Origin of the sequence: Paraburkholderia polaris (assembly GCF_012927345.1) — a bacterium.
In the GTDB taxonomy this organism is placed as follows: Bacteria; Pseudomonadota; Gammaproteobacteria; order Burkholderiales; family Burkholderiaceae; genus Paraburkholderia; species Paraburkholderia polaris.
Genome location: NZ_JABBGJ010000077.1, coordinates 1 through 23371, shown reverse-complemented (window position 1 = coordinate 23371; position 23371 = coordinate 1). Strand labels below are relative to the sequence as shown.

Annotated in this window: 16 protein-coding genes and 1 pseudogene; 6 read left to right on the top strand and 11 right to left on the bottom strand. The window is 60.5% G+C overall.

Annotation, left to right across the window (positions count from 1 at the left end):
• Positions 1–293, top strand: a 293-nt coding sequence (locus HHL24_RS41135) for an IS66 family transposase (RefSeq protein WP_169491006.1), incomplete at its 5' end; no start/stop codon positions are given.
• Between the two features lie 994 nt (positions 294–1287).
• Here HHL24_RS41135 and iolB read toward each other — a convergent pair.
• The 7 genes from iolB to HHL24_RS41100 form a co-directional block, all read right to left on the bottom strand.
• A complete protein-coding gene (gene iolB, locus HHL24_RS41130; protein ID WP_169491005.1) occupies positions 1288–2088 on the bottom strand; it encodes a 5-deoxy-glucuronate isomerase in 801 nt (266 codons plus the stop codon).
• Positions 2085–3011 carry a myo-inosose-2 dehydratase gene (gene iolE, locus HHL24_RS41125; protein WP_169491004.1) on the bottom strand — a complete coding sequence of 309 codons (927 nt, stop codon included), beginning with the start codon at positions 3009–3011 and terminating at the stop codon, positions 2085–2087. Before iolE ends, iolB begins: the two co-directional genes overlap by 4 nt.
• A gap of 10 nt (positions 3012–3021) precedes the next feature.
• The gene (gene iolD / locus HHL24_RS41120) at positions 3022–4995 is read right to left on the bottom strand and encodes a 3D-(3,5/4)-trihydroxycyclohexane-1,2-dione acylhydrolase (decyclizing) (protein WP_169491003.1); all 1974 of its coding nucleotides are present in this window, start codon (positions 4993–4995) and stop codon (positions 3022–3024) included.
• Positions 4992–7070: a bifunctional 5-dehydro-2-deoxygluconokinase/5-dehydro-2-deoxyphosphogluconate aldolase gene (locus tag HHL24_RS41115; RefSeq protein WP_206003250.1), complete on the bottom strand. Its 2079-nt coding sequence runs from the start codon at positions 7068–7070 to the stop codon at positions 4992–4994. The genes iolD and HHL24_RS41115 overlap by 4 nt, the downstream gene beginning before the upstream one ends.
• Positions 7071–7136: 66 nt before the next feature.
• Complete coding sequence (locus HHL24_RS41110) at positions 7137–7961, bottom strand: ATP-binding cassette domain-containing protein (RefSeq protein ID WP_169491002.1); 825 nt, start codon at positions 7959–7961, stop codon at positions 7137–7139.
• 13 nt (positions 7962–7974) lie between these two features.
• Positions 7975–9156 carry an ABC transporter permease gene (locus HHL24_RS41105; RefSeq protein WP_169491001.1) on the bottom strand — a complete coding sequence of 394 codons (1182 nt, stop codon included), beginning with the start codon at positions 9154–9156 and terminating at the stop codon, positions 7975–7977.
• 191 nt (positions 9157–9347) lie between these two features.
• The gene (locus tag HHL24_RS41100) at positions 9348–10394 is read right to left on the bottom strand and encodes a sugar ABC transporter substrate-binding protein (protein WP_169491000.1); all 1047 of its coding nucleotides are present in this window, start codon (positions 10392–10394) and stop codon (positions 9348–9350) included.
• 277 nt (positions 10395–10671) lie between these two features.
• Between HHL24_RS41100 and HHL24_RS41095 the strand changes: the two genes are divergently transcribed.
• From HHL24_RS41095 to HHL24_RS41085, 3 genes are read left to right on the top strand one after another with little or no spacing between them, the layout of a single operon-like run.
• Positions 10672–11553 carry a MurR/RpiR family transcriptional regulator gene (locus HHL24_RS41095; protein WP_169490999.1) on the top strand — a complete coding sequence of 294 codons (882 nt, stop codon included), beginning with the start codon at positions 10672–10674 and terminating at the stop codon, positions 11551–11553.
• The gene (gene iolG / locus HHL24_RS41090; RefSeq protein WP_169490998.1) at positions 11546–12562 is read left to right on the top strand and encodes an inositol 2-dehydrogenase; all 1017 of its coding nucleotides are present in this window, start codon (positions 11546–11548) and stop codon (positions 12560–12562) included. Before HHL24_RS41095 ends, iolG begins: the two co-directional genes overlap by 8 nt.
• On the top strand, positions 12562–13608 hold the full coding sequence (locus tag HHL24_RS41085) for a Gfo/Idh/MocA family oxidoreductase (RefSeq protein WP_169490997.1): 1047 nt from the start codon (positions 12562–12564) through the stop codon (positions 13606–13608). Before iolG ends, HHL24_RS41085 begins: the two co-directional genes overlap by 1 nt.
• 56 nt (positions 13609–13664) lie before the next feature.
• On the opposite strand, the gene HHL24_RS41080 is transcribed toward HHL24_RS41085, so the two are convergent.
• Positions 13665–15506 (bottom strand): tetratricopeptide repeat protein, encoded by a 1842-nt coding sequence (locus HHL24_RS41080; protein ID WP_169490996.1) that lies wholly within the window; start codon positions 15504–15506, stop codon positions 13665–13667.
• Positions 15507–15614: 108 nt separating this feature from the next.
• Positions 15615–17858 carry a S8 family serine peptidase gene (locus HHL24_RS41075; protein ID WP_169490995.1) on the bottom strand — a complete coding sequence of 748 codons (2244 nt, stop codon included), beginning with the start codon at positions 17856–17858 and terminating at the stop codon, positions 15615–15617.
• Positions 17859–18451: 593 nt separating this feature from the next.
• Here HHL24_RS41075 and HHL24_RS41070 point away from each other — a divergent pair.
• Positions 18452–18679 (top strand): sulfurtransferase TusA family protein, encoded by a 228-nt coding sequence (locus HHL24_RS41070; RefSeq protein ID WP_025600552.1) that lies wholly within the window; start codon positions 18452–18454, stop codon positions 18677–18679.
• A 272-nt stretch (positions 18680–18951) separates the two neighbouring features.
• Here HHL24_RS41070 and galU read toward each other — a convergent pair whose 3' ends face one another.
• Both galU and HHL24_RS41060 read right to left on the bottom strand, forming a co-directional pair.
• Positions 18952–19833: a UTP--glucose-1-phosphate uridylyltransferase GalU gene (galU, locus tag HHL24_RS41065; RefSeq protein WP_169490994.1), complete on the bottom strand. Its 882-nt coding sequence runs from the start codon at positions 19831–19833 to the stop codon at positions 18952–18954.
• Between the two features lie 73 nt (positions 19834–19906).
• Positions 19907–22786: a valine--tRNA ligase gene (locus HHL24_RS41060; protein ID WP_169490993.1), complete on the bottom strand. Its 2880-nt coding sequence runs from the start codon at positions 22784–22786 to the stop codon at positions 19907–19909.
• A gap of 385 nt (positions 22787–23171) precedes the next feature.
• Here HHL24_RS41060 and HHL24_RS43740 point away from each other — a divergent pair.
• Positions 23172–23371, top strand: a pseudogene (locus tag HHL24_RS43740) (IS3 family transposase); the annotation flags it as partial.

Here is a 23371-nt window from a genome sequence, read left to right as displayed (position 1 = left end):
AAAGCTTTACCTATAACCTGGTCCGGCGTCTGCAGATGCAGGCGAGCCAGGTGTGGCGCTTCATTGCCGATCACCGGGTACCGTTCGACAACAACCAGGCCGAACGCGACATCCGCATGCCCAAGCTCAAACAGAAAATCTCAGGGTGTTTCCGTGCGGTATCAGGCATGGAAGCGTTCTGCACGATCCGCTCCTACCTTGCCAGTCTGCGCAAACAGAACCGTTCGCTGATCGATGCGCTGGCTTTGGGCTTCGCCGGATTCGTCGTTTCGCCGCTTCCGGCTGCTGAATAGTTACGCCGCCGCAAAGAAAGTAAGCAAAGAAAGCGGCTCACACCGCTCATGCTAAGCGGGCACCGTTGCCTGGAGGAGGCAGTGGCTCCGTAGAGTCTGTGCTCGTGCCCCTGCATGCTCTGGTGACAAGGGCGTCATACTTCCTGCGGCGCTGCGCGCGCCGAAGAGTACTTCATAAAACCGACCGCTGCGTTTGGGCTTTCCCTTTTGGGCTCTTGCGCTCGAGCTCTCACGTTTCGGTTCTTGCGTTTTGCCGGCACCGTGACTCGTCGCCGCATCGCCACTGCGGCCGTCACCGCAAGTGCCGCGGCCACCGCAAGTGCCACGGCCACTGCAGGTGCCACGGCCACTGCAGGTGCCACGGTCACTGCAGGTGCCACTGCCACTGCAAGTGCAAGTGCAAGTGCAAGTGCAAGTGCAAGTGCAAGTGCAAGTGCAAGTGCAAGTGCGACACACCGCCATTTCATTGGAAGTGGGGGTTCGCCCGTGAAGTGCAGCGGCGCCTCGCCGAGGCGAAGCCGACGGCCCGCACAGATCTGAACCGAAGCCCCTGGTTTCCCATGCGTACCCGTCCGCGACGCACGCAGTGCGAAGTGGGAGCTGATGACTCCTTTGTCACTAACGTCTGAACGTGCGAGAGCACGGATTCCACGGAGCCACTACCCCTTCCGAGCAAGGGTGCCCACTTAGAATTAGCGGTTTGAGCTGCTTTCTCTTGCCTACTTCTCTTTGCAGCTATGTCTCCGGTCTATACACAGCCGGCAAAGAGAAGTAGGTGCCGCCCCGCACAGGGGCAACGCTAATAAACCACTAACAATTCAAGGAAAGGCCAACACCGCAGGTACACAGACAACAATCGCCGATCAGGCAAAAAACTCAAGAAAAGTCCACCGCCGCAGTCAAAGAGACAAACAATCGCCGAGCAGGCAAAAAATTCAAGAAAAGCCCACCGCCGCAGGCAAACAGACCCCCAACCGCTCCGCAGGAAAAAACCTCAACCCTCCTTATTAATAATCCACTCATGCGCCGGATCATTGCGAAAATGCCAAACCCTCTGCCCCCCGGCCATCACATTCAAATAATAAGACTCATACCCGTAGGGAACAACCACCGGATGATACCCACGCGGCACCATCACGACATCGTGATTCTCAACAGCCATCGACTCATCGATATCACGCATATCGGTATACACACGCTGAAAAGCAAACCCTTGCGGCGGATCGAGCCGATGATAGTAGGTCTCTTCGAGTGAGCTCTCATGAGGCGCATTATCGGTATCGTGCTTATGCGGCGGATAGCTTGACGCATGCCCACCGGGTGTCCGAACCTCGACCACAAGGAGCGACTCCGCAAGCTCAGTCTGCGGAAGAATATCGCATACGTATCGCGTATTCAGCCCCTTGCCACGCGTGGAGCGTTTCATCGTAGAAGGCTCGATCAACCTCGCCGGATACGCCCCCTTGGCAGGCGCGCTCGCCACACCAACCTCCGCATCGCGACAGGCGCGCACCGTCGTCCGCACGCCAGGCGGCAAATACACCGCATACGGCGCGGAATCCTCGAACACGCTATCGCGCGAACCGAGCGAACTCCATTTGGTATCAGCAGTTTCAACATCCACCGCGCCCGTCAGCACCACGATACACACCTCGCGGGTGGGCTCAAAAACATGCACGACTTCATCCGCGCCCAGCCGGTAAGCAGCAAACCCCACATACCGCCAGCACGCCGACTCGGGCGTTACCCGCGCGATCGTCTGGCCCTCGCGCTGCGCCTTTACCAATAAACTCATGCCGCCTCCTGCTCAGTCTTGTCACCGGCGTCGAGCGGCGCATCGACCAGCGCTCGCAAGGTCCGGAATCCTTTCTGCGCGTATTCGTACGATGGCGCCACCACGGGGTCCTGTTCCGCTTCAACCACCAGCCAGCCGCGATAACCATGCCGCTTCAATCGATCGATGATCGCCGGGAAGTTCACCGCGCCATCGCCCGGTACCGTGAATGCGCCGTTGATCACGGCATCGAGAAAGCTCCAGTTGCGATTGCGCGCCAGCTTCATCACCGCCGGTCGAATATCCTTGCAGTGCACGTGACATACGCGGCCGATGTGCTTGTCGAGTACCGCGAGCGGATCGCCGCCGGCAAACGTGATGTGTCCTGCGTCGAACAACAGGCCGACGGCGTCGCTCGTGCGTGACATCAGCTGATCGACGTCAGCCGGCGTTTCGACGTACGCGCCCATGTGATGGTGGTACGCAAGGCGCACGCCGCGGCTCAGCGTATAGCGCGCGAACTCGTCGACGCGCGCCGCGTACGCGGCCCACTGTGCGTCGCTGAAAAAACGCGGGCGTTGATACAGCGGTTGCGGTGCACCCTGGATCGAATCGGCGACTTCGCCGTAAACCATCGCCGTCGCGCCGTTCTGTGCGAGCAGTTCGAGATGTGGGCCGACGGAGGCGATTTCCTCTTCCACGCTGCGTCGCGCGAGTCGGCCGGAGTACCAGCCGGATACCAAGGCCAGATCGTATTGCGCGAGCAGTGTCTTCAGCGCCTGCGGCTCGCGCGGAAACTTGTTGCCGAGTTCGAAGCCCTGATAGCCGATCTGGCGTCCTTCGGTCAGTGCGACTTCGAGTGGCGTTTCACCGCCGAGCGAAGGCAGGTCGTCGTTCATCCACGATAAGGGGTTGATGCCGATACGTACGTCGAAAGCAGTCATGCGGACGTCCTCATTCGTTGTCGATGTGGCGCGGGCGGTCGCTGGGATCGGCGGGCGCGGCGCGTGCGGCGAGTTGTGCGTCGTACTGCGAACGTGCCGCGCGCACGGTGTCGCGCGCCGATACTTCGGGCACGGCGACTTCCCACCACCAGCCGCCGTCGTCAGTGGTGCGGGCGGGGTCGGTGTCGATACTGATCACGTAGGTGCGATCGGCGGCGCGCGCCCGTTGCAGTGCGTTTTCAAGTTCAGCGATATTCGCGACGTGTTCGGCTTGCGCGCCGAGCGAGCGCGCATGCGCGGCGAAGTCGATCCTCGGTGCGCCGAGCGGGCCCTGCATGCAGTCGTCAAGCAGGTTGTTGAACGGCGCGCCACCGCAGGCTTGTTGCAAGCGGTTGATGCAGCCGTAGCCGCGATTGTCGTGCACCACCACGATCAGCTTCGCGCCGAGCATCACCGAGGTCGCGATCTCGCTGTTCATCATCAGATAGCTGCCGTCACCGAGCATCACGATCACTTCACGCGCCGGCCGCGCAAGCTTGACGCCGAGGCCGCCGGCAATTTCGTAGCCCATGCACGAGTAGCCGTATTCGACGTGATACGCGCCCGGTTTGCCCGCGCGCCATAGCTTGTGCAATTCAGCCGGCAAGGTTCCCGCTGCGCAAACGACGATGTCGTCCACCGCGGAACGCGCGCTCGAACGCTGCACCGCGCCGATCACGTCGCCTTCATACGGCAGCACGGTGTCGCGTTGCGGCGCATGCGTGAGCGTGCCCACGGTATCGCGCCAGCCCGCCGCGAGTTTGTGCGCGCGCGCGGTCCATGTGCGGTCCGCGTGCCAGCCTTGCAGGTGTTCGGCGAGCGCATCCAGTGCAAGGCGTGCGTCAGCTTCGACCACCAGCGCGCGATGCTTGAGGCCGTCGAATGGATTCGCGTTGATGCCGATCACGTCGGCCTGTGTGAACAATGTGTTCGAGCCAGTGGTGAAGTCCTGCAAGCGTGTGCCGATGGCGAGCACGCAGTCGGCATCGTGGGCGAGCGCATTGGCTGCAGGCGAGCCGGTTACGCCCAACGCGCCGGCGTTCAACGGGTCGCTCCACGCGAGCGAGCCCTTGCCGGCCTGCGTTTCCGCCACCGGAATGCCGTGCGCGGCGGCGAAGCGGTGCAGCGCATCGGTCGCGCGGCCATAGAGCACGCCGCCGCCCGCGACAATCAGCGGGCGCTTGGCGCGCCGCAGACGGGCAACCGCCGCGTCGATATCTTCGGCGCGCGGCGCAGGGGAGTGAAACCTGACGACGCGCGGCGCAAAGAAATCGGCAGGGAAATCCCATGCCTGCGCCTGCACGTCCTGGGGCAACGCGAGCGTAACGGGACCGCACAATGCAGCGTCGGTGAGTACCCGCAAGGCGCGCGGCAACGCATTGAGCAACTGTGCCGGATGCACGATGCGATCGAAGTAGCGCGACACTGGCTTGAACGCATCGTTGGCGGAGACGCCGCCGTCATGGAAATCTTCAACCTGCTGCAACACCGGATCGGGCGCGCGCGAGACGAATACGTCGCCGGGTAGCAGCAGCACGGGCAGACGATTCACATGCGCGAGCGCGGCCGCGGTGATCAGATTGGTCGCGCCGGGTCCGATCGATGTCGTGACCGCCATCATACGGCGACGGAAATGCGCCTTCGCATAGGCGATCGCGGTGTGTGCCATCGCCTGTTCGTTGTGAGCTCGCAGTGTGGGCAACGCTTCGCGGTGCTGATACAAGGCTTCGCCCATTCCAGCCACATTGCCGTGCCCGAAGATCGCGAACACGCCGCCAAAGAGCGGTTCGGTGCCGGTGCCGTCTTCGGTCGCGACGTGTTGCGCGGCGAGGTAGCGAACCAGCGCCTGGGCGGTCGTCAAGCGGACCGTGCCGCCCGATGGTGCATGTGCCTGGGTGGCGTCGTTGGCGGACGCCGCATCGTGATGCGATACGCGCTGGTTCATGCCGCCTGCTCCTGATGTGCATGGCTCGCGGTGGTGGGCTGCACGCTTGTCACGCCGCGCGTCGCACGCCACGACGCGATGAGCGTTTCGAACGTGCGGCGCACCCGCGCGATCAGTTCGTCGTCGCCGATTTCACCGGCGAGCCATGCATGGCTCGGCTCGTGAAAAATCGTGCGACCCACGGTAAAGCCCCGGCATGTCGCCGATTGCGCCGCCGCGCGAAAGCCCTCGTTCAATTGCTCGACACCCGCCGACAAACCGAGCAGCACCACGCCCCGGCAGTACGGATCGCGCTCGGCGATCAGCGCATCGACGGCTTGCCATTGTGCGGCGTCCATCGGTTCGAGCTTCCACCATTCCGGATAGATGCCGATGTTGTACAGCCGCTTCAACGCGCGATAGACGATGTCCGGCGCTTGCGGCAGATGTGCGTGCTTTGGCGGAATCACTTCGAGTAGCAGTTCGTGGCCGCTTGCTTGCGTCGCGTCGTAAAGCGCACGCAGTTGCGCTTCCTGCTCGAGACGTTGTTCGACCGGTTCGTCGGGATGGAACTGCACAAGGCACTTGGCGATGTGTTCCTGCGGCCACGTGATCAGCGCTGTGCCGATCGAGCGCCCGTGGTCGAACACGAGCGGCACGGAGCCGGGCAGTTCGACCGGCCGGCCGATCCACCAGCCGCGGCCGGTGGCGGCGTTCAATGCGTCCTGACCGTAGCGGTCGTCGCTCAATACGCCGATGCGGCCTTGCAACCCCAAGGCGGTTTCCGTCTGCGCGACAGCTTCGACGAACAAACCCTTCAGTTGCGCGATGCGCGCTTCGTCTGCGCCTGTTTGCTGCGCGAGCTCGAAGAACTGGTTGCGGTGATCGAACGCGAAGCCGAGTACTTCGTCCCATTGTTTGCGGGCAGGGGAGACGCGATGCAGGCGTGCAAGCGTCGCATCGCGGTCGGGGCGGCGCATGCGTTGCGGATCGGCTTTTGCTTCGCGCAGGAAGTAGTCGAGTTCGGCGGGTGTCGGCATTGCGGGCGCACAGCCGTGGCGCGAGACGACTAGCGCGCCGCTCGCATTCGCCGCCCGCGCGCACGCTTCGAGTGGTTGATCGCGCAACCATCCGGAGAGAAAACCCGAGGCGAATGCATCGCCCGCGCCGAGCACGTTCAACACTTCTACTTCGACTCCGCCATGAATCGGAATATCCTCGAGTGAAGCGGGTACTTTGCCGTCGATGATCTGGCAGCCCATCGGCCCGCGCTTCAGGACTAGCGTGGCCGGTGTCACGGCACGCACCATCGTGAGGGCTTCGACGAGCTCGGTCTTGCCGCCGGCGATGCGGAACTCCTCCTCGGTGCCGATCACCAGATCGAATAAAGGCAAAATGCGCTGCAGATGCGCGGTCACGCCTTCGCTGGCGACGAAACGGGTTTCGCCATCCGCTTTGCCCGTGAGACCCCACAACACCGGGCGATAATCGATATCGAGCACGGTGCGCACGTTATTGCGCCGCGCATAATCCAGCGCGCGACGGCTCGTGCGGTTCACCTGCTCGGTCGAAAAGTGCGTGCCGGTAATCAGCAGCGCTTTCGACGACGCAATGTACGCTTCGTCGAAATCCGCTTCATCCACCGCCATATCCGCGCAGTTCTCGCGATAGAAGATCAGCGGAAACGTATCGCGATCTTTCAGACCGAGCAGAACGAGCGCGGTCAGGCGCTCCTGATCGACGCGTACATGACTGACGTCGCAGCCTTCCTTCGTCAAGGTCTCGGTGAGAAAACGGCCCATATGATCGTTGCCGACGCGCGCCAGCATCGCCGATAGAAGCCCGAGCCGCGCGCAACCGAACGCGATATTCGCCGACGAACCGCCGAGATACTTCGCGAAGCTCGACACGTCTTCGAGCCGTGCGCCGACCTGCTGCGCGTACAGATCGACTGCAAGACGGCCAAGGCAGATGATGTCGCGGCTGCGGTCCGGCGCGAAACGGCTGGCTGCTGCTGCAGAAGCGGACGTGGGCCCAATGCCGTTCACGTCCGCGTTCACGATCCCGGTTCCGCTGGATGTGCTGGAATGATCCATGAATATTCCTGAATAGCTGAGCGCGGGCGCCAGGCGCAGCAAGCGCCGAAAACCCGCGCGAATGAATCAGATTTCCGCGCCTTCGAGTTCACCGATCATCTTTTGCATCTCGGCGCCGCCGGCCATCATGTCGAGCACTTCATCCTTGCTGATGGTGTCCTTCGTGAACGTGCCGAGCGATTTGCCGCGATTGAGCAGCGTGAACGAATCGCCGATCGGATACGCGTGATGTACGTTGTGCGTGATGAAGATCACCGAGATGCCTTTCGCGCGTGCTGTATGGATCAGCTTCAGCACGTTGAAGCTTTGCTTGACGCCGAGCGCGGCGGTCGGCTCGTCGAGAATCAGCACACGGGCGCCAAAATGAATCGCCCGTGCAATCGCCAGACATTGCTTCTCGCCGCCGGACATGGTGCCGATGGGTTGGTGCGGGTCGCGCACGTTGATGCCCATTTCTGCGAGTTTGTCGCGGGAGGTGGTGGCGCAGGTTTCGAGGTCCATCACGTTCAGGAAGCCGAACAGTTTTTTCTGCGGCTCGCGGCCCATGAAGAAGTTGCGTGCGACCGAGAGCAACGGCACCAGCGCCAGATCCTGATAGACCGTGGCGATGCCGAGGTCGAGCGCGTCTTTCGGCGACTCGAACAACACGGGCTTGCCGTCGACCAGATACTGACCGGAAGAAGGTTGATGCACACCGGCCAACGTTTTGATCAGCGTCGATTTACCCGCGCCGTTGTCACCGAGCAGGCAATGCACTTCACCGCGTTTCAGGCGCAAGGTCACGCCGCTCAGCGCGATGACCTGGCCAAAGAACTTGCTGACGTTTTCGAGTGCGAGGATCACGTCGTCCTGCGGTTCAGCCGCGGTGTTCACGGTATTCGTATCGGACATGGTCGTCTCCTCGTTACGACTGCGCGACGCGGCGGCGCACGTAGTGATTGAACAGCACGGCGATCAGCAGCATGACGCCGAGGAACACGCGGAACCAGTCGGAGTCGACATTCGTGTAGGTGATGCCGATCTGCACGACGCCGAAGATCAGTGCGCCGAAGCAGGCGCCTATCACCGAGCCGTAGCCGCCAGTCAGCAGCGTGCCGCCGATCACCGCCGCGATGATGGCTTCGAATTCGGCCTGCAGCCCGCGGTCGGCCGCGGCCGATCCGATGTCGCACACTTGCAGCACGGCGAACAGGCACGCGCAGAACGCGGTCAGCACGAACAGGGAGATCTTCACGCGCCGCACCGGCACGCCGACGTTCTTTGCCGCGTTGGCGTCGCCGCCGACCGCGAAAATCCAGTTGCCGAAGCGGGTCTTGGCGAGGGTGAACGCGCAGACTGCGGCAAGCGCGAACCACCAGAGCAGGACTTTCGGAATACCCGGCACGAGCGGATTGCCGTTGTCGAGCAGCTTCACGACACCGATGTGGCCGAGCCAGATGAACAGGCCCTTGAACGCGACGCCCTGGAACAGGGTATGGGCGAGCCAGTCGTGAGCGGCGACGTCGCCCACGCCGGAGATGATCGTGCGGTCGGCGAACATGACCGACAGGGCTAGTGTGAGCCCACGCAGGATGAACAGAAACGCCAGCGTCACGATGAATGATGGCAGCCGCGTGCGCATCACCAGATAGCCGTTGAGTGCGCCGAGCAGCATCGATCCGGCAAACGCAAACAGGATCGATAGCGCAATCGGCCAATGGAAGTACATCGTAGGCAGTGCGACCATCATGCCCGAGAAGCCGATCATCGAACCGATCGACAGATCGAATTCGCCGGCAATCATCAGCAGGCATGCACCGACTGCAATCAGGCCGAGATACGCAGCCACTTGCGACCAGTTCATCACACCGTCGAGGTTGAACATGCCGGAGTTGCCGGCCGCAATCCCAAACACGAGGAACACCATCACGGTGCCGGCGAGGGCGGCGAATTCCGGACGGTTCAGCAGATGCCGGAACCACGATTCCTGGCGCACACGCTCATCTGCCGACGCGGGCGCACCGCTGGACGTCGATGCTGACGTCGTCCCGGTGCCGGAAGGGGGCTGCTTGCGGGGATGAGGGTGGAAGGGGTTGGCTACGCCCATTGAAGCTCTCCTTGATGCGCCCGGGGGATAGCAGTCGCGTACTGACTGCAATCGGACCACTTGGCGCGTGATGCACGTAAAACGCGACGATCGCAGGCGTGGGGCGGCGAGGCCGATTGCGGCCGGCCGCGTCCACTTTCTTCATACCTGCCGGAACGGTTCTCCCGTGTCCGTACTTCCAGCGAAATGCGTTAGCGATACTGCCCGGCGTACTTGACCACCTTGTCGATATTGGCCTTGGTAATGAAGCCGGGGCCGGAACCGATATTGCGCGGCCCATAGGCGGGTGCCAGGCCGTAGGTGGCGAGGCGTTGCTGGAACTTCGGATTGGCCTGCAGGATCTGGCGGATCTTCGCCGGATCTGTGGTGTGTTCCTTTTTCACGATGGCGAGTACGGCGACCGGGATATAGCCTTGCAGGTAGGGTTGCTGGTCGATCGCGAACTGGACCGTGCCATCCTGGATGCCCTTCGCGATGTCACTGTCGAAGTCGAAGGTCGCGAACCAGACCTTGCCGGCGAGGCCCATCTGCTGCAGCGCCTTGATCGTCGGCGCGGCCGACAGCGGACCTAGCGTGAGCACCGCCTGGGTGTTCGGGTGATTGCGCAGATACGCGCTCACTTTCGATTGCACGCCGGTCGGGTCCTGGCCGGCGTCGAGCGTGGAGGACTTGAAGTCGACGCCGATCGCGTCGGCAAAGCCTCGGCAGCGTTCGAACGAGGCCGGGTTGGTCGCGTAATGGTTGACGCACAGGAATGACTTGATGCCTGCCGCCTTCGCCTTCTCACCGGCCGCCTTGCCCGCCGTGTATTCAGGCTGGCCGACGTGCATGATCGCGCCAAGCTGCGCACTTTGCTCTTCGGTGCCGGAGTTGATCGTGACGAGCGGGATGTGTTTCTCGGTGACCTTGGCGATCGCACTCTTGAGTACGTCGAAATCGGCGATCGAGACGATCACGCCGTCGTAGTTGCGCGCGGCAGCCTGTTCGACCAGACGCGCCATATCGGCGATGTCGCCGTTCGGCGGATTGCGGTAGTCGGTCTCGACGTTGAAATCCTCGTCGGCCTGTTTGATGGCGTTCTTGATGGTGTTCCACCACGAATCCGAATCCGGCGCGTGGCTGATCAGCACGAAGTGCGCGTCAGCCGCGCGGGCGGCCGACGCCGCACCGAATCCCGTCGCCAACGTCAATGCCGTCACCAGAATCCTGAGCGTAGCCTTGCCCTTGCAAAGTCTCATTGTCTCCACCTTTCTCGGTCTGTCGTTATTGAAGGGAGCGTCTGGCGGGCGGCCTTCCGATTGCGTGCGTTGCGGCATGCGTCAGCCAATGCACCATCGCTCACGACCAAGATTAGGTCATCTTCCGAAGCCTTGCAATGAAAATTTCATGACAAATAAAAATAGAAAATACGTTCCATTTGATGGGGCGCCTGCCTATAATCGGCAGCGTCAGGAGGCTGTGCGATGTGCGCTGGAAGCGCCTTCCGCACTGCAATAAAGCAACGAAGAGAGAGCCATGGCGGAAGAGAGCACTGAAGACTTGCCGAGCGTCGAAGAATTGATGCAGCGCATCGCGGAAAACTACGAGGCGCTGCCGCGTCAATTGAAGAACGTCGCGACGTATATCGAGCAGCATCGCTCGAGCGTGATGGTGGATCGCACCAGCGATATCGCCGCGAGCTGCGGCGTGCATCCATCCGCCGTGGTGCGCTTTGCGCAACGTTTCGGCTTTTCCGGCTTCTCTGATCTGCAGGCAGTGTTTCGTCAGGCGTATACGGGGCAGGGTACGTCCTCGCCGAGCTATCAGCAGAGGATTCGCAAGCTGATCGACGAGAAGCCCGGCGCGTTATCCGGCGGTGCAGTTGCGCGTGAATTCATCGCGGCGTCACGTGGCGGGCTCGAAGAACTCGAAGCAGGGCTCGACGATACGCAGTTCGATGCCGCCGTGAAGATGCTGCAGCAGGCCGACAACATCTATGTGATCGGCGTGCGGCGCTCGTTTCCGGTGGCGAGCTATATCGTCTACGCGTTGCAGCACACGCCAAAGCGCGTGCACCTGGTATCCGGTTTCGGCGGCATGTACCGCGAACAGATTCGCAGCGTGAAGAAGGGCGACGTGGTGATCGCGATCAGCTTCGCGCCGTATGGCAAGGAAACGCAGTATTGCCTGCGGGTGGCGCATCATCACCAGGCGAAGACGCTGGTTATTACGGATAGCCAACTTTCTCCGCTGGCGCGTTACGCCACCACCCAACTGTATGTGAAAGAGGGCAGCGCGTTTGCGTTCCGCTCGCTGACCAGCACGATCTGTTTGTGCCAGGCGTTGTTCATTGCGCTTGCGTACAAGCTCGAACTGAACGTTGAAGAATCCAAAGACACTGGAGGATACGATGACTGAGGCGGTGAAGGCGATCGACGTGGCGGTATTCGGCGCGGGACGTATCGGCAAGATTCATGCGGCGAATCTGGCGCGGCAACCGGGCGTGCGGCTCAAGTATGTGGTCGATGTGAATCGCGAGGCGGCCGCGGCGCTCGCCGCCGAGCACGGCGCGCAGGTTGCGGATATCGACGGCGCGATGGGCGATGCGTCGATCGGCGCGACGGTGATCTGTTCGAGCACGGACACGCACGCGGATCTGATCACGAAATCGGCCGCGCAGAAGAAGCATGTGTTCTGTGAGAAGCCGGTTGATCTGACTTTGGAGCGGGCGCGTGCCTGCGCCGAGGCGGTCGAGCGTGCGGGCGTGGTGTGCATGATCGGCTTTCAGCGCCGCTTCGACCCGACCTTCTCCGCGTTGAAAGCACGTATCGATGCGGGCGAGATCGGCACGCCGGAAATGCTGGTGGTGACGAGCCGCGATCCGGGCGCACCACCGGTCGAGTACGTCAAGCACTCGGGCGGCATCTTCAAGGACATGCTGATTCACGACTTCGATATCTTCCGCTGGATTCTCGACGACGAAGCCGACACGCTGCACGCCACCGGCAGTTGCCTATCCGATCCGGCGATTGCCGAAGCGGGCGATATCGATTCGACCGCGGTGACGATTCGCACGAAGCGCGGGCGCCTTTGCCAGATCAACACGGCGCGGCGCGCGGCCTATGGATACGACCAGCGTTTCGAAGTGCTCGGCAGCACTGGCATGCTGCAAGCGGGCAATGTCCGGCCCACCGAAGTCACTGCGTATTCGAAGACCGAAGTTTCGAGCGACGTGCCCGAGGCGTTTTTCCTCGAACGTTATCGCGCGGCTTACGCATTGGAAATCGCGCATTTCTTCGATGCGGTCACGCACGGCAAGCCGGTGCGAACCACCGTCGCCGACGGCCTGAAAGCGCTTGAACTCGCCGACGCCGCGACGCGCTCGTGGCGCGACGGTCGCGCGGTGAAACTCGGCGAGGCATCGTGATGAAGGCGGCAACTGGGCGGCTTCGTTTGGGTGTAGTCGGCTTGGGGCGTTTGGGTAAGCGGCACGCGGAAAATCTGGCGTATCGCGTGCCGGGTGCGGCGCTCGTGGCCGCTTGCAGTCCGTTGGAAGAGGAGCGGGCGTGGGCGCGCGAGGCGTTGCCCGAGCCGCGTCTTTATGACGATTACGCGGACCTGCTCGCCGATCGCGAGGTGGACGCCGTGTGGCTCGTCACGCCGTCGTCGTTGCATGCGCAGCAGATTATCGATGCGTTGCGCGCTGGCAAACATGTGTTTTGCGAAAAGCCGTTGTCGCTGAATCTCGTCGAGTGCGAGCGTGTATTGGCTGAAGCCGCGCGCTATCCGCATCTGCAGGCGACCATCGGTTTCATGCGCCGTTTCGATCCGAGCTACAAGGACGCGTTCGACAAAATCGAAGCCGGCGCGATAGGCCGGCCTTTCCTCGTGCGTTCGCAAACCACCGACAAGAACGACAACGACGGCTTCTTTGTGCGCTTTGCAGCGACCTCCGGCGGCATCTTCCTGGACTGCACCGTGCACGACATCGACGTCGCGCGCTGGCTGCTTGGTAAGCCGCGGGCCAAGCGCGTATTTGCGGCCGGGGCGGTCGCGCTGCACGAAGGCCTGCGTGAATTCGGCGACGTCGATAATGGCGTGGCGATCTGCGAGTTCGAAGACGGCAAGCTCGCGATGTTCTACGCATCGCGCACGCAAGCGCACGGCAACGACACGCATAGCGAAGTGATCGGCACGGCGGGGGCGCTCGCGATCGGCCACAATCCGCGGGCGAATCGCGTCGAGATCTACGACGCCACGGGCGTCCGCAATGAATGCACGCCGAGTTTCTTCGACCGGTTCGAGGACGCGTTTCTGCTCGAGGCGCGGGCGTTTGTGGCGGCGGTGCAGGGTGGGGCCTGCGCTGACCTTGGTGTGCAGGCGGGCGCCACGCTGGCCGACGCACTCGAAGCGACGCGCATCGGCATGGCGTTGCGGCAGTCGCTGCAGAGCGGCGAGGCAGTCGTTTTGTAGTTAGGTGTTTGGTTATGGGGTGGTGGTGGTTTTACGGCGGTTGGGTTACGCGTGGTTTATCTGTCTGCGTGGACTTCTTCCGCACTCATTTCGAGCAGCGCTTCGCGCACTTCTTCGATAACCGTATCCCACTGGCCCAATTCGCGCTGGGGGAACAGGCGCATCGAAGGATACCAAGGGCTATCCGTTCGGTTGACCAACCACCTCCACTCGGAATAGGCGGGCTGAAACACCCATACAGGCAGACCAGCGGCGCCTGCAAGGTGCGCAGTGGATGAGTCAACTGTGATAAGCAGATCGAGCGTTTCGAGTATTGCGAGCGTGTCACTAAAATCTTCAATCAACGGCCCCAAAGTATGCACGTCAAATTCATCAGCCAGCACTGTGCTACCTTCCTCGCCGTTGCCTTTCTGAACCGAGAACCAGGTTATAGAGGGCAAGTCAAACAATGGTCTTAGCGTCTCCAAACTGATGGAGCGGAAGCGGTCATTCGCTGTATTCGGGCTACCCTGCCAGACGAACCCCACACGCCGCTTTTTCGCACATGCTGTGCGCGCGGCGGTCGCTTCGATGTAGGTGCGCCAATGCTCGTGCCGCTCCTGCGTCGCCGCAATATATGGCATGGCAATCGGGAGCATGGATATTCGCAGGTTCATGTACTCCGGTATTCGCAACATATAAGACCAATACTCGTATGGTCCATTTGGCACGGAGGGATAGCAATAGACCGTTCGAACGCCGGTCATGCTGGCCGCGACTCCTGCGAGCGGAGGATCAACAAGTACGTCGACAGTCGCACCTTGTTGGTGTAACCACTCAGCGAATCTAAGGAACTGAATTTGGTCGCCAAAACCCTGGTGAAGGACATACAGAAACCGACTTCCCGCCACTTGTTCGCCATTCCACTCGGGAAATTCCGGACGAACCAAATGGTTAGCAATCGACTGGTACGTGTAGAAGATTTTATGTCTTTTCCACCCTTCAAAAAAATCACCGAGAGCAAGCTGGACACATGAGACAAAGTACTGCACGCTTTTGCCATCGTTATCCGGCCAAAGACGCGCCGCTTCCATTGCGTACGGGAAACATTCTCTGGTCCGTCCGCACATCCATAGTGCCCTTGCTGCGTTGTAGAACAGAAAATGGTTGTCGAGGTCGATCGACAATCCGCGCCGGGCTAGTCTCAGTCCATCGGCGTAGCGATGGTTCTCGTTCAACGTACCCGATATAAATCTCAGCGCCTCGGCATCGTTGGCATAGCGTTTACTCAATAGCTCGACCACATCGTTGACCTCGTCCTCACGTCCGGCTTGGACCAAGGCGGTGATCAGGTCGAGGCCGTCCCGCAAGCTCCCGGGGGCTAGCATCCAGGCCCGCAATAGGTAGCTAGCGGAATTAACAGTTTCTCCCAGTTCTGAACTTATGCGAGCGACGGCGAGAATCGCATAATGCAAGTTGGGCTCGATCGAAATAGCCTTTTCATAATGCTCCTTTGCTTCAGCAAGACGCCCCGACTGTCGCAGGCAATCAGCGAGGTTGCGGTGTAGCGTCGCGGTGCTTCCTGCGATGTGAAGCGCGTGGCGATAAAAAGCCTCTGCCTCGGCATACTCACCTTTCAAAGCCGCAACCAGGCCCGCGTGCTCCCACAGTTCCGCGCTAGTAGGGGCAGCCTGTAGTGCACGCTCCAGATAGACACTCGCTTCGGCCATTTCATTCAAGTATGCACACACAAGCCCCATACGGTGTAGTGCGTGCGCATTGTGCGGATACGCCGCCAATACCTGGAGGTAGCCATTCCTCGCATCGCTCATCCGATGTGCGGAAAAATCAACGTCCGCGTAGGAAACCAGTGTAGCGATGCTTGCTGGGTCGCGATTCGCAGCATGAGATTTAGACATTGTGACGCGCCTTTCTTATCGGATAGCTTTCTGCTCATGAACACGCACGAAGTAACGCCCCCACGATCTTTAGCCGCGATCTAGGGGCGTGCTTTTCATACAGCCGGATTATTTTGTGTAGGTGGCCAGAATGGTGACATTCGTGAGGTCTGAATTAGGGTTCACTGTGCCGTAGTAAGTCCCTGCCGCCGGGTTGGAAATGGTGCAGGTGGCGACTCCGCCTCTCACAAAGACGGACTGGCAATCTGCATTAAGTGTGGTAGGGGAGCCCGCTCTGAGATACAGCGTGCCAAGGTCACTGTACGAAGCAGGTGACAGCGTAAATGTCAGGTTTTTTACACCGGCCGGAACGTCCAGCAAAAAAAACTTCTGGACGAAGTAATTCGCTGAAAATTTCACTGGAACATTGGAACTCAGTTCGGTTACAGCGGGGGCAACGACCGTGAAGGGCCGCGTCATCGTGCTAACAGCGCCTTTGCTATCCGTGACCGTCAATCTGATGTTGTAAGTACCCGGATATTCGTAGTTGTAGTATGGATTCACTGATTGAGTGCGTACCATATCGTCGGGATCACCCCAGCCCAAGTTCCAGGCCCAGGATTTGATCGACGTAGTACCTCTCGCGGTAGACAGGTCTGTGCATGTCACCAGCATCCCTGCGCCGCTCTGTGAACATCTGAAATCCGCCGCTGCTGGAATTTCACCAGCCTTCGCGGCGGTAATCGTCGCAGTTGCATCGACAATGCCCGCGCCCAAGGGCCGGGACCAGTCAAATCCCGCTGAAAAAGGCTGGGCCTTCTGCTGAATCAGGGTTCGTATTTCTGCTGCGCTTAATGGTTTAGGTGCCACCGACTGCGCAAGTGCAACAACACCGCTTATCATCGGGGCTGACATCGAAGTGCCATTCTGATTCGAATAGCTTTCGGCGGCGGGGGTGGTGGTTCCATCGTTGTAGGTAGACAAGATCCAATCACCCGGTGCGGCTATATCGACGACCGCCCCATAATTCGAGTCATAGTAGCGAATGCCACTGCGGGAGGAATTGCCCACCGTAATAACGTTACGGCAGTTTGCGGGCTGGTATTTTGCCGCGTCGTTAGCGTCGTTCATTGCTGCGACCACGACGACAGCACCTCGGCCGGACGCATAGTCGATTGCAGCCTGCAACGTCGTGGAACACGAACCGTATCCGCCAAGGCTGGCATTGATGACTTTCGTCGGATGAGAATTAGTGGGCACCCCTTGGACCGTTCCGCCGGCGGCCCATACAATTGCATCCGCGACGTCCGACAGGCTGCCATTGGCGCATCCGTCCAGCGCCCGTGCTGAAACAACCTTCGCGCTAGGTGCGACCCCGGCAATACCGACGGTGTTATTCGTTACCGCAGCCATGATGCCCGCGATATGCGTACCGTGCCACTTAGCCGAACAGGTGGACCCGGGCGCTACCCCCGTATTCTTGCCATCTCCACCACGGATCGTGAAGTCGTACCCTTGCAGAATATTGGCGTCCAGGTCGCTATGGCTCGTGACACCGTTATCCACGAGGCCGATCGCGACCCCAGCGCCGCTTGCCATAGCCCATGCCCCCTCCGCGCGTATACCTACGGTCGGTTGCCCCGGATCACGGTCCGAACCTAGGCCCCACTGGGAGCTATATAACGGGTCATTAGGAGCGGATGCACCGGACATTGGTGTATCAGGTTCCACATATTCGACGTCAGGGTCCGAAGCGATAGCACGCATGAATGCCTTCGCTTCCGTCGTCGTTAGCTTGCGCTCTGTCGTCACTACGTCCGAGGCGGTACCCATGCGGCGCAAGTGGTGCGCCTTGGCAGGCAACGCACCTGCCAGCCGTGCGAGTCGTGACTGCACTTCCGAGATTGATCCACGTTCAGGGGTACCCGACTTGTACTTGATGATGAAACGATCGACCGGGGTGTCCGAAGACAAACCGCTTGTGTTCATCTTCAACGACATGGCTAAAGGTACGGTAGTCGATTTCGCCGCCAATGTGGCCGTTGCTTCGAGACTCTGAGGTGCTGCTGCAGGCATTGACGGTGTAGCGGTCGAAGTCGGATCGCTCCCACCGTTTCCACCGCATGCCGCCAGTGCAAGCGAGACGCATGTGGTGCTCGCGATCAGTCGACTCGTCCTTACTTTCCACCATGTCGGACCGGCGCCGACCACTGTTTTGCGGAAGTATTCCCGCTCGTTTTCGTATGTCTCTCTTTGCATATTTCCTGTACGGCCCGTAAATGAAATTGCCCCTGTTTTCAATAGTGGCGCGGCCTTCGTCCTTGCCACGCTCCAACCTTTTGCATCACTTCGACGCAGGTCATGTTTTTTCACTGAAAATTCCTAACGAACGAATAGCAACGACGCATATGTGTCGCGACGTGCCACCGTCAGTAATCAGCGCGTTAGCGTTGTAATCATTCGTAATGTAGGAGCCTAAATAGCAGAGGTAATCGGGGCCATAGGGGATGTCTAAAACTGGCGCGGAAAAATCACCGAGGCGCGTACGATTGTTGGCGTGCTTTTGAAGCAAAGAAAAGGCGCGATTGCTCGCGCCTTTTCTTTGCTTGCGGCGTGGTGTCCGCTAGGGTTGGTTAGTGCTGCGCGGCCATCGGCAGCATGTCGCCATTAGAGGACGACCACAACAGGCCGATGACGTCGAGCACTGTTTTACACTCGGCGGAATTCAGTTGAAAACGTCCAGGTCATTACGCGCGGACATGAACGCGAGCACGTCATTCGCCGTGAATCCAATAACAAATCAAGGAAAGGTCAAAGAATCCAGATCAAGGAAACGCCAAAGGCCCAAGATCAGGAAGGGACCTAAACCCATCACGTCCGACGACTAAACGACGCGTGCTGTAGAATTTGACCCTCTCCCCGGCGTCGCGAACGACGCCTCATCCCGAAGGTCATCGTCGATGCAAATTCAGGTTCACAAGGAAGTCGATGCGCGCGGGCTGATGTGCCCGCTGCCCATCTTGCGCGCCAAGAAGGCGCTCGCCGACATGGAAAGCGGCCAGATTCTCAAGGTGCTGGCCACCGATCCGGGCTCGCAACGCGATTTCGCCGCTTTCGCGAAGCAAACCGGCAACGAAATCGTCGAAAGCTCAGCGCATGACAAGGTTTTCACGTTTCTGATGAAGCGCCGCTAACTCAGGCGCACTGAAGCTCACGCGCCGAGAGGAAACTCGCGCACTGAACCGCGCACCTTGGCCATGTGCCCTTGGCCGGGCACTGAACCGCGCACCTTGGCCGCGCACTGAGCCACGCGCCCTTGGCCGGGCATCACGAACCGGGCACCATGAGCTGGGCACCCGTTTGCCGGGCACTCCCAAAACAAAAGGCGCTGTGCCCGCAAATGCGGGGCACAGCGCCTTTTTTACGTCTGACTGAGCCTATCGAGAAGCTTGCAACGCGAAGCCGCTCAGCCTTCCAGCACCGGCGAACGCGTACGCAGGTATTCTTCGAAATCCGCTGCCACTTCCGGGTGACGCAGCGCGAACTCGACCGTCGCCTTCAGGTAACCGAGCTTGCTGCCGCAGTCGAAACGCGTGCCGTGGTACTTGTACGCGAGCACCTGCTCATCGGCGAGCAGCGATTGAATCGCGTCCGTCAGCTGCAATTCGCCGCCTGCACCCGGCTTCAGCGCGCGCAGATGTTCGAAAATACGCGGCTTCAGCACATAGCGGCCCACCACGCCGAGATTCGACGGCGCGACGTTCGGCTCCGGCTTTTCGACGATGCCCGACATCTTGATGATTGAGTCTTCCCACTCCTTGCCGTCGACGATACCGTACGACTTCGTCTCCGCGTGCGGGATCTCTTCGACGCCAATCACCGAGCTGTGATAGTGGTCGAACACCTCGATCATCTGAGTCATCACCGGCGGCGTGCCGTACAGCAAGTCGTCCGCGAGGATGACGGCGAACGGGTTGTCGCCCACCAGTTTTTCAGCGCACATCACCGCGTGGCCGAGGCCGAGCGCTTCCGGCTGACGCACGTAGAAGCAGTCGACATGGCTGGGTTTGATGCTGCGCACCAGTTCCAGCAGTTTGTCCTTGCCGCGGGCTTCGAGCTCATGCTCGATTTCGTATGACTTATCGAAATGGTCCTCGATCGCGCGCTTGCTGCGGCCCGTGACAAAGATCATTTCGGTGATGCCGGCCGCCATCGCCTCTTCCACTGCGTATTGAATCAGCGGCTTGTCGACGATCGGCAGCATCTCCTTCGGACTCGCCTTCGTAGCAGGGAGGAACCGGGTGCCAAGACCTGCTACCGGAAATACTGCTTTTGTAACTTTTAGCATGTGATTACCCTGAATCCTCTGGTTAAGCTTTCGGTCCATGCCCGCCCAGTGTGGGGCGGGCATCGAGCGCCGATCAGGCCGGCAAACGACCCAATTGGGCTTTCAGCTTGCCGATAGTGGTTTCGAATTCTGCCAGCCTTTTCTGCTCCTGTTCAACGACTGCCGGTGGTGCCTTCGCAACAAAGCTTTCATTCTGCAACTTGGCGTTGCACTTGACGACTTCCGTGCTGAGCCGCGCAATCTCCTTCGACAGACGCTCGCGCTCCACAGCTACATCGATTTCCACCTTCAGCACGAGCTTGTCATTGCCTACGATAGCAATCGGCGCGCCATCTGCTTGCGCATCCAACGTTGCCTCGTCGGCGATGATCTGCACCTCCGACAATCGGGCCAATGCCTGAGCGTAGGGAGCGAAGGTGGAGAGGCGCTCCGCGTTGCCGGTAACGAGCAACGGCACCTTGACCGCCGGCGACAGATTCATCTCGCCGCGCAGATTCCGGCACGCATCGATCACTGCTTTCAGGTCGGCCGCCCATTGCTCCGCGTCTTCGTCGATCTTCGACGGCTCCGCAACGGGGTAAGGCTGCACCATGATGGACGCTTCGCCCTCGGCTTTGCCTTCGGGATAACGACCAGCCAACGGCGCAACTTTTTGCCACAGCGCTTCGGTAATGAACGGAATCACCGGATGCGCGAGGCGCAACACCGTCTCGAGGACGCGCAGCAGCGTGCGGCGCGTTGCGCGCTGCTGGTTCGGCTGACCCGTCTGGATCTGAACCTTCGCGAGTTCGAGATACCAGTCACAGTATTCGTCCCATACGAACTTGTATAGGGCGTTGGCCACATTGTCAAAACGATAGTCGGCGAAGCCCTTGGCGACTTCCGCTTCCACACGCTGCAGGCGCGAGACGATCCAGTGGTCGGCCGACGAGAAATTCAGGTGGCCGTCGGGGCCGCATTCGCCGCACTGTGCCGGCTTGTCGAAACCACAATCGTGGCCTTCGCAGTTCATCAGCACGAAACGGGTGGCATTCCACAGCTTGTTGCAGAAGTTGCGATAGCCTTCGCAGCGTGCCAGATCGAAGTTGACGTTGCGGCCGAGCGTGGCCATCGACGCCATCGTGAAGCGCAGCGCGTCCGTGCCGAACGCCGGAATGCCGTCTGGGAATTCCTTGCGGGTTTTCTTTTCGATCGACGCTGCCTGCTTCGGATTCATCAGGCCGGTGGTGCGCTTGGCCACCAGCGCGTCGAGTTCGATGCCGTCGACGATGTCGATCGGGTCGAGCGTATTGCCCTTGCTCTTCGACATCTTCTGGCCTTCGGCGTCGCGCACGAGACCGTGCACGTAGACCGTGTCGAACGGCACCTTGCCGGTGAAGTGCGTGGTCATCATGACCATGCGCGCGACCCAGAAGAAGATGATGTCGAAGCCGGTGACCAGCACCGACGAGGGCATGAAGTGCTTCAGCTCCGGTGTTTCAGCAGGCCAGCCGAGCGACGAGAACGGCACTAGAGCAGACGAGAACCACGTGTCGAGCACGTCTTCGTCACGCTTGAGCGGGCCGGTGTAACCGGCCTCGGCGGCTTTCTCGCGCGCACCTTCTTCGGTCTTGGCGACGAAGATTTCACCGTTTTCGCCATACCACGCCGGGATCTGATGACCCCACCAGAGTTGGCGCGAGATGCACCAGTCCTGGATGTTTTCGAGCCATTGATAGTACGTGGTGGACCAGTTTTCCGGCACGAACTTGATTTCGCCGCTGCGAACCACGTCCAAGGCCGTTTCCGCGATCGACTTGCCCGGATTGAAGGTGCCTTCCGGCGCCGGCTTGCTCATCGCGACGAACCATTGGTCCGTCAGCATCGGCTCGATCACGACGCCCGTGCGGTCGCCGCGCGGCACCATCAGCTTGTGCGGCTTGACCGATTCAAGCGCGCCGAGCGCTTCGAGATCCATCACGACCTGCTTGCGGGCTTCGAAACGGTCCAGACCGCGGTAATTTTCCGGCGCGTTGTCGTTGATCTTCGCGTCGAGCGTGAGGATTTCGATCATCGGCAGCTTGTGGCGCAGGCCGACCTGATAGTCGTTGAAATCGTGTGCGGGCGTGACTTTGACCACGCCGGTGCCGAATTCGCGGTCGACATAGTCGTCAGCGATGATCGGGACTTCGCGGCCGGAGAGCGGCAGCGTGACCGTTTTGCCGATCAGGTGCGCATAGCGCTCGTCTTCCGGATGGACCATCACGGCGGTGTCGCCGAGCATGGTTTCCGGGCGCGTAGTGGCGACCGTCAGATGGCCCGAGCCGTCCGTGAGCGGATACTGGATGTGCCAGAGGTGGCCGTTTTCTTCTTCGCTGACCACTTCGAGGTCGGAAACGGCCGTGAGCAGCACCGGATCCCAGTTCACGAGGCGTTTGCCGCGGTAGATCAGGCCTTGTTCATACAGGCGTACGAACACGTCGCGCACGGCGGTCGACATTTTGTCGTCCATCGTGAAGTATTCGCGCGACCAGTCGATCGACGCGCCCAGGCGGCGCACCTGATTCGTGATGGTCGAGCCGGATTGCTGCTTCCAATCCCAGACGCGTTCGGTGAACTTTTCGCGGCCGAGATCGTGGCGCGAGGTGCCTTGGGCGTCCAGTTGACGTTCGACGACGATTTGCGTGGCGATGCCCGCGTGGTCCGTGCCCGGCACCCACAGGGTGTTTTCACCGAGCATGCGGTGGTAGCGGGTGAGGCCGTCCATGATCGTCTGGTTGAACGCATGGCCCATGTGCAGGGTGCCGGTGACGTTCGGCGGCGGCAGCTGGATCGAGAAGTCTTTTTTGTTCTCGTCGAAGGTGGGCGCCGCGTAGGCGCGCTTTTCCCATTCGGGGCCCCAGTGGGCTTCGATGGTGTGGGGCTCGAAGCTTTTGGCAAGCGTGGAGGTCGGGTCGCTCGGGGTCTCGCTCATTTGTCGGTCTGCTGGTAGATGCAAAGAATGCTCGATTATAAGCGGCGCTGCGCGCGGCGAGCTTGGGGGTGGGTTTTTGGCTGCGCCGTGCTTTGGTTGGCTGGGTGCCTGCTGCGGTGGTTTTTGATTTCATTGGTTGCCTTCGCGGCGCTTATTTGTCCGTGTGCCCGGGGCGTTGGGCTTTGCCTGGTCTGTTTGCCTGTGCGGCGCTTTCTGTCTGTGCGCTTGTGGCTTTGGCCTTTCCTTGAATTGTTAGTGGTTTATTAGCGTCGCCCCTGTGCGGGGCGGCACTTACTTTCTTTGCCGCCGCCCCTCCATGTCAGGCTAGTTGTCGCCTCACCCGAACCGATTGATGTAAAGATGGGGGGCGGACAGCGAATGGGAAATGAAACGCTATTCAGCGGAAACCCGGGAATGGGCAATCCAGCAGATGATGCCGCCGTTCAATCGTGCGGTCATCGAGTTGTCAGGAGCGACGGGCATCACGACGGTGACGCTACGGACCTGGCGGCAAAGTGCAAGACAGACAGGGAAATTCATGCCGGGCAATGGCAAAACCAGCGATCGATGGTCAAGCGCCGACAA

Coding starts and splice junctions, on each gene's coding strand:
- iolB (WP_169491005.1), bottom strand. CDS start 2,088: ATGAGTTTATTGGTAAAGGCGCAGCGCGAGGGCCAGACGATCGCGCGG.
- iolE (WP_169491004.1), bottom strand. CDS start 3,011: ATGACTGCTTTCGACGTACGTATCGGCATCAACCCCTTATCGTGGATG.
- iolD (WP_169491003.1), bottom strand. CDS start 4,995: ATGAACCAGCGCGTATCGCATCACGATGCGGCGTCCGCCAACGACGCC.
- HHL24_RS41115 (WP_206003250.1), bottom strand. CDS start 7,070: ATGGATCATTCCAGCACATCCAGCGGAACCGGGATCGTGAACGCGGAC.
- HHL24_RS41110 (WP_169491002.1), bottom strand. CDS start 7,961: ATGTCCGATACGAATACCGTGAACACCGCGGCTGAACCGCAGGACGAC.
- HHL24_RS41105 (WP_169491001.1), bottom strand. CDS start 9,156: ATGGGCGTAGCCAACCCCTTCCACCCTCATCCCCGCAAGCAGCCCCCT.
- HHL24_RS41100 (WP_169491000.1), bottom strand. CDS start 10,394: ATGAGACTTTGCAAGGGCAAGGCTACGCTCAGGATTCTGGTGACGGCA.
- HHL24_RS41095 (WP_169490999.1), top strand. CDS start 10,672: ATGGCGGAAGAGAGCACTGAAGACTTGCCGAGCGTCGAAGAATTGATG.
- iolG (WP_169490998.1), top strand. CDS start 11,546: ATGACTGAGGCGGTGAAGGCGATCGACGTGGCGGTATTCGGCGCGGGA.
- HHL24_RS41085 (WP_169490997.1), top strand. CDS start 12,562: ATGAAGGCGGCAACTGGGCGGCTTCGTTTGGGTGTAGTCGGCTTGGGG.
- HHL24_RS41080 (WP_169490996.1), bottom strand. CDS start 15,506: ATGTCTAAATCTCATGCTGCGAATCGCGACCCAGCAAGCATCGCTACA.
- galU (WP_169490994.1), bottom strand. CDS start 19,833: ATGCTAAAAGTTACAAAAGCAGTATTTCCGGTAGCAGGTCTTGGCACC.
- HHL24_RS41060 (WP_169490993.1), bottom strand. CDS start 22,786: ATGAGCGAGACCCCGAGCGACCCGACCTCCACGCTTGCCAAAAGCTTC.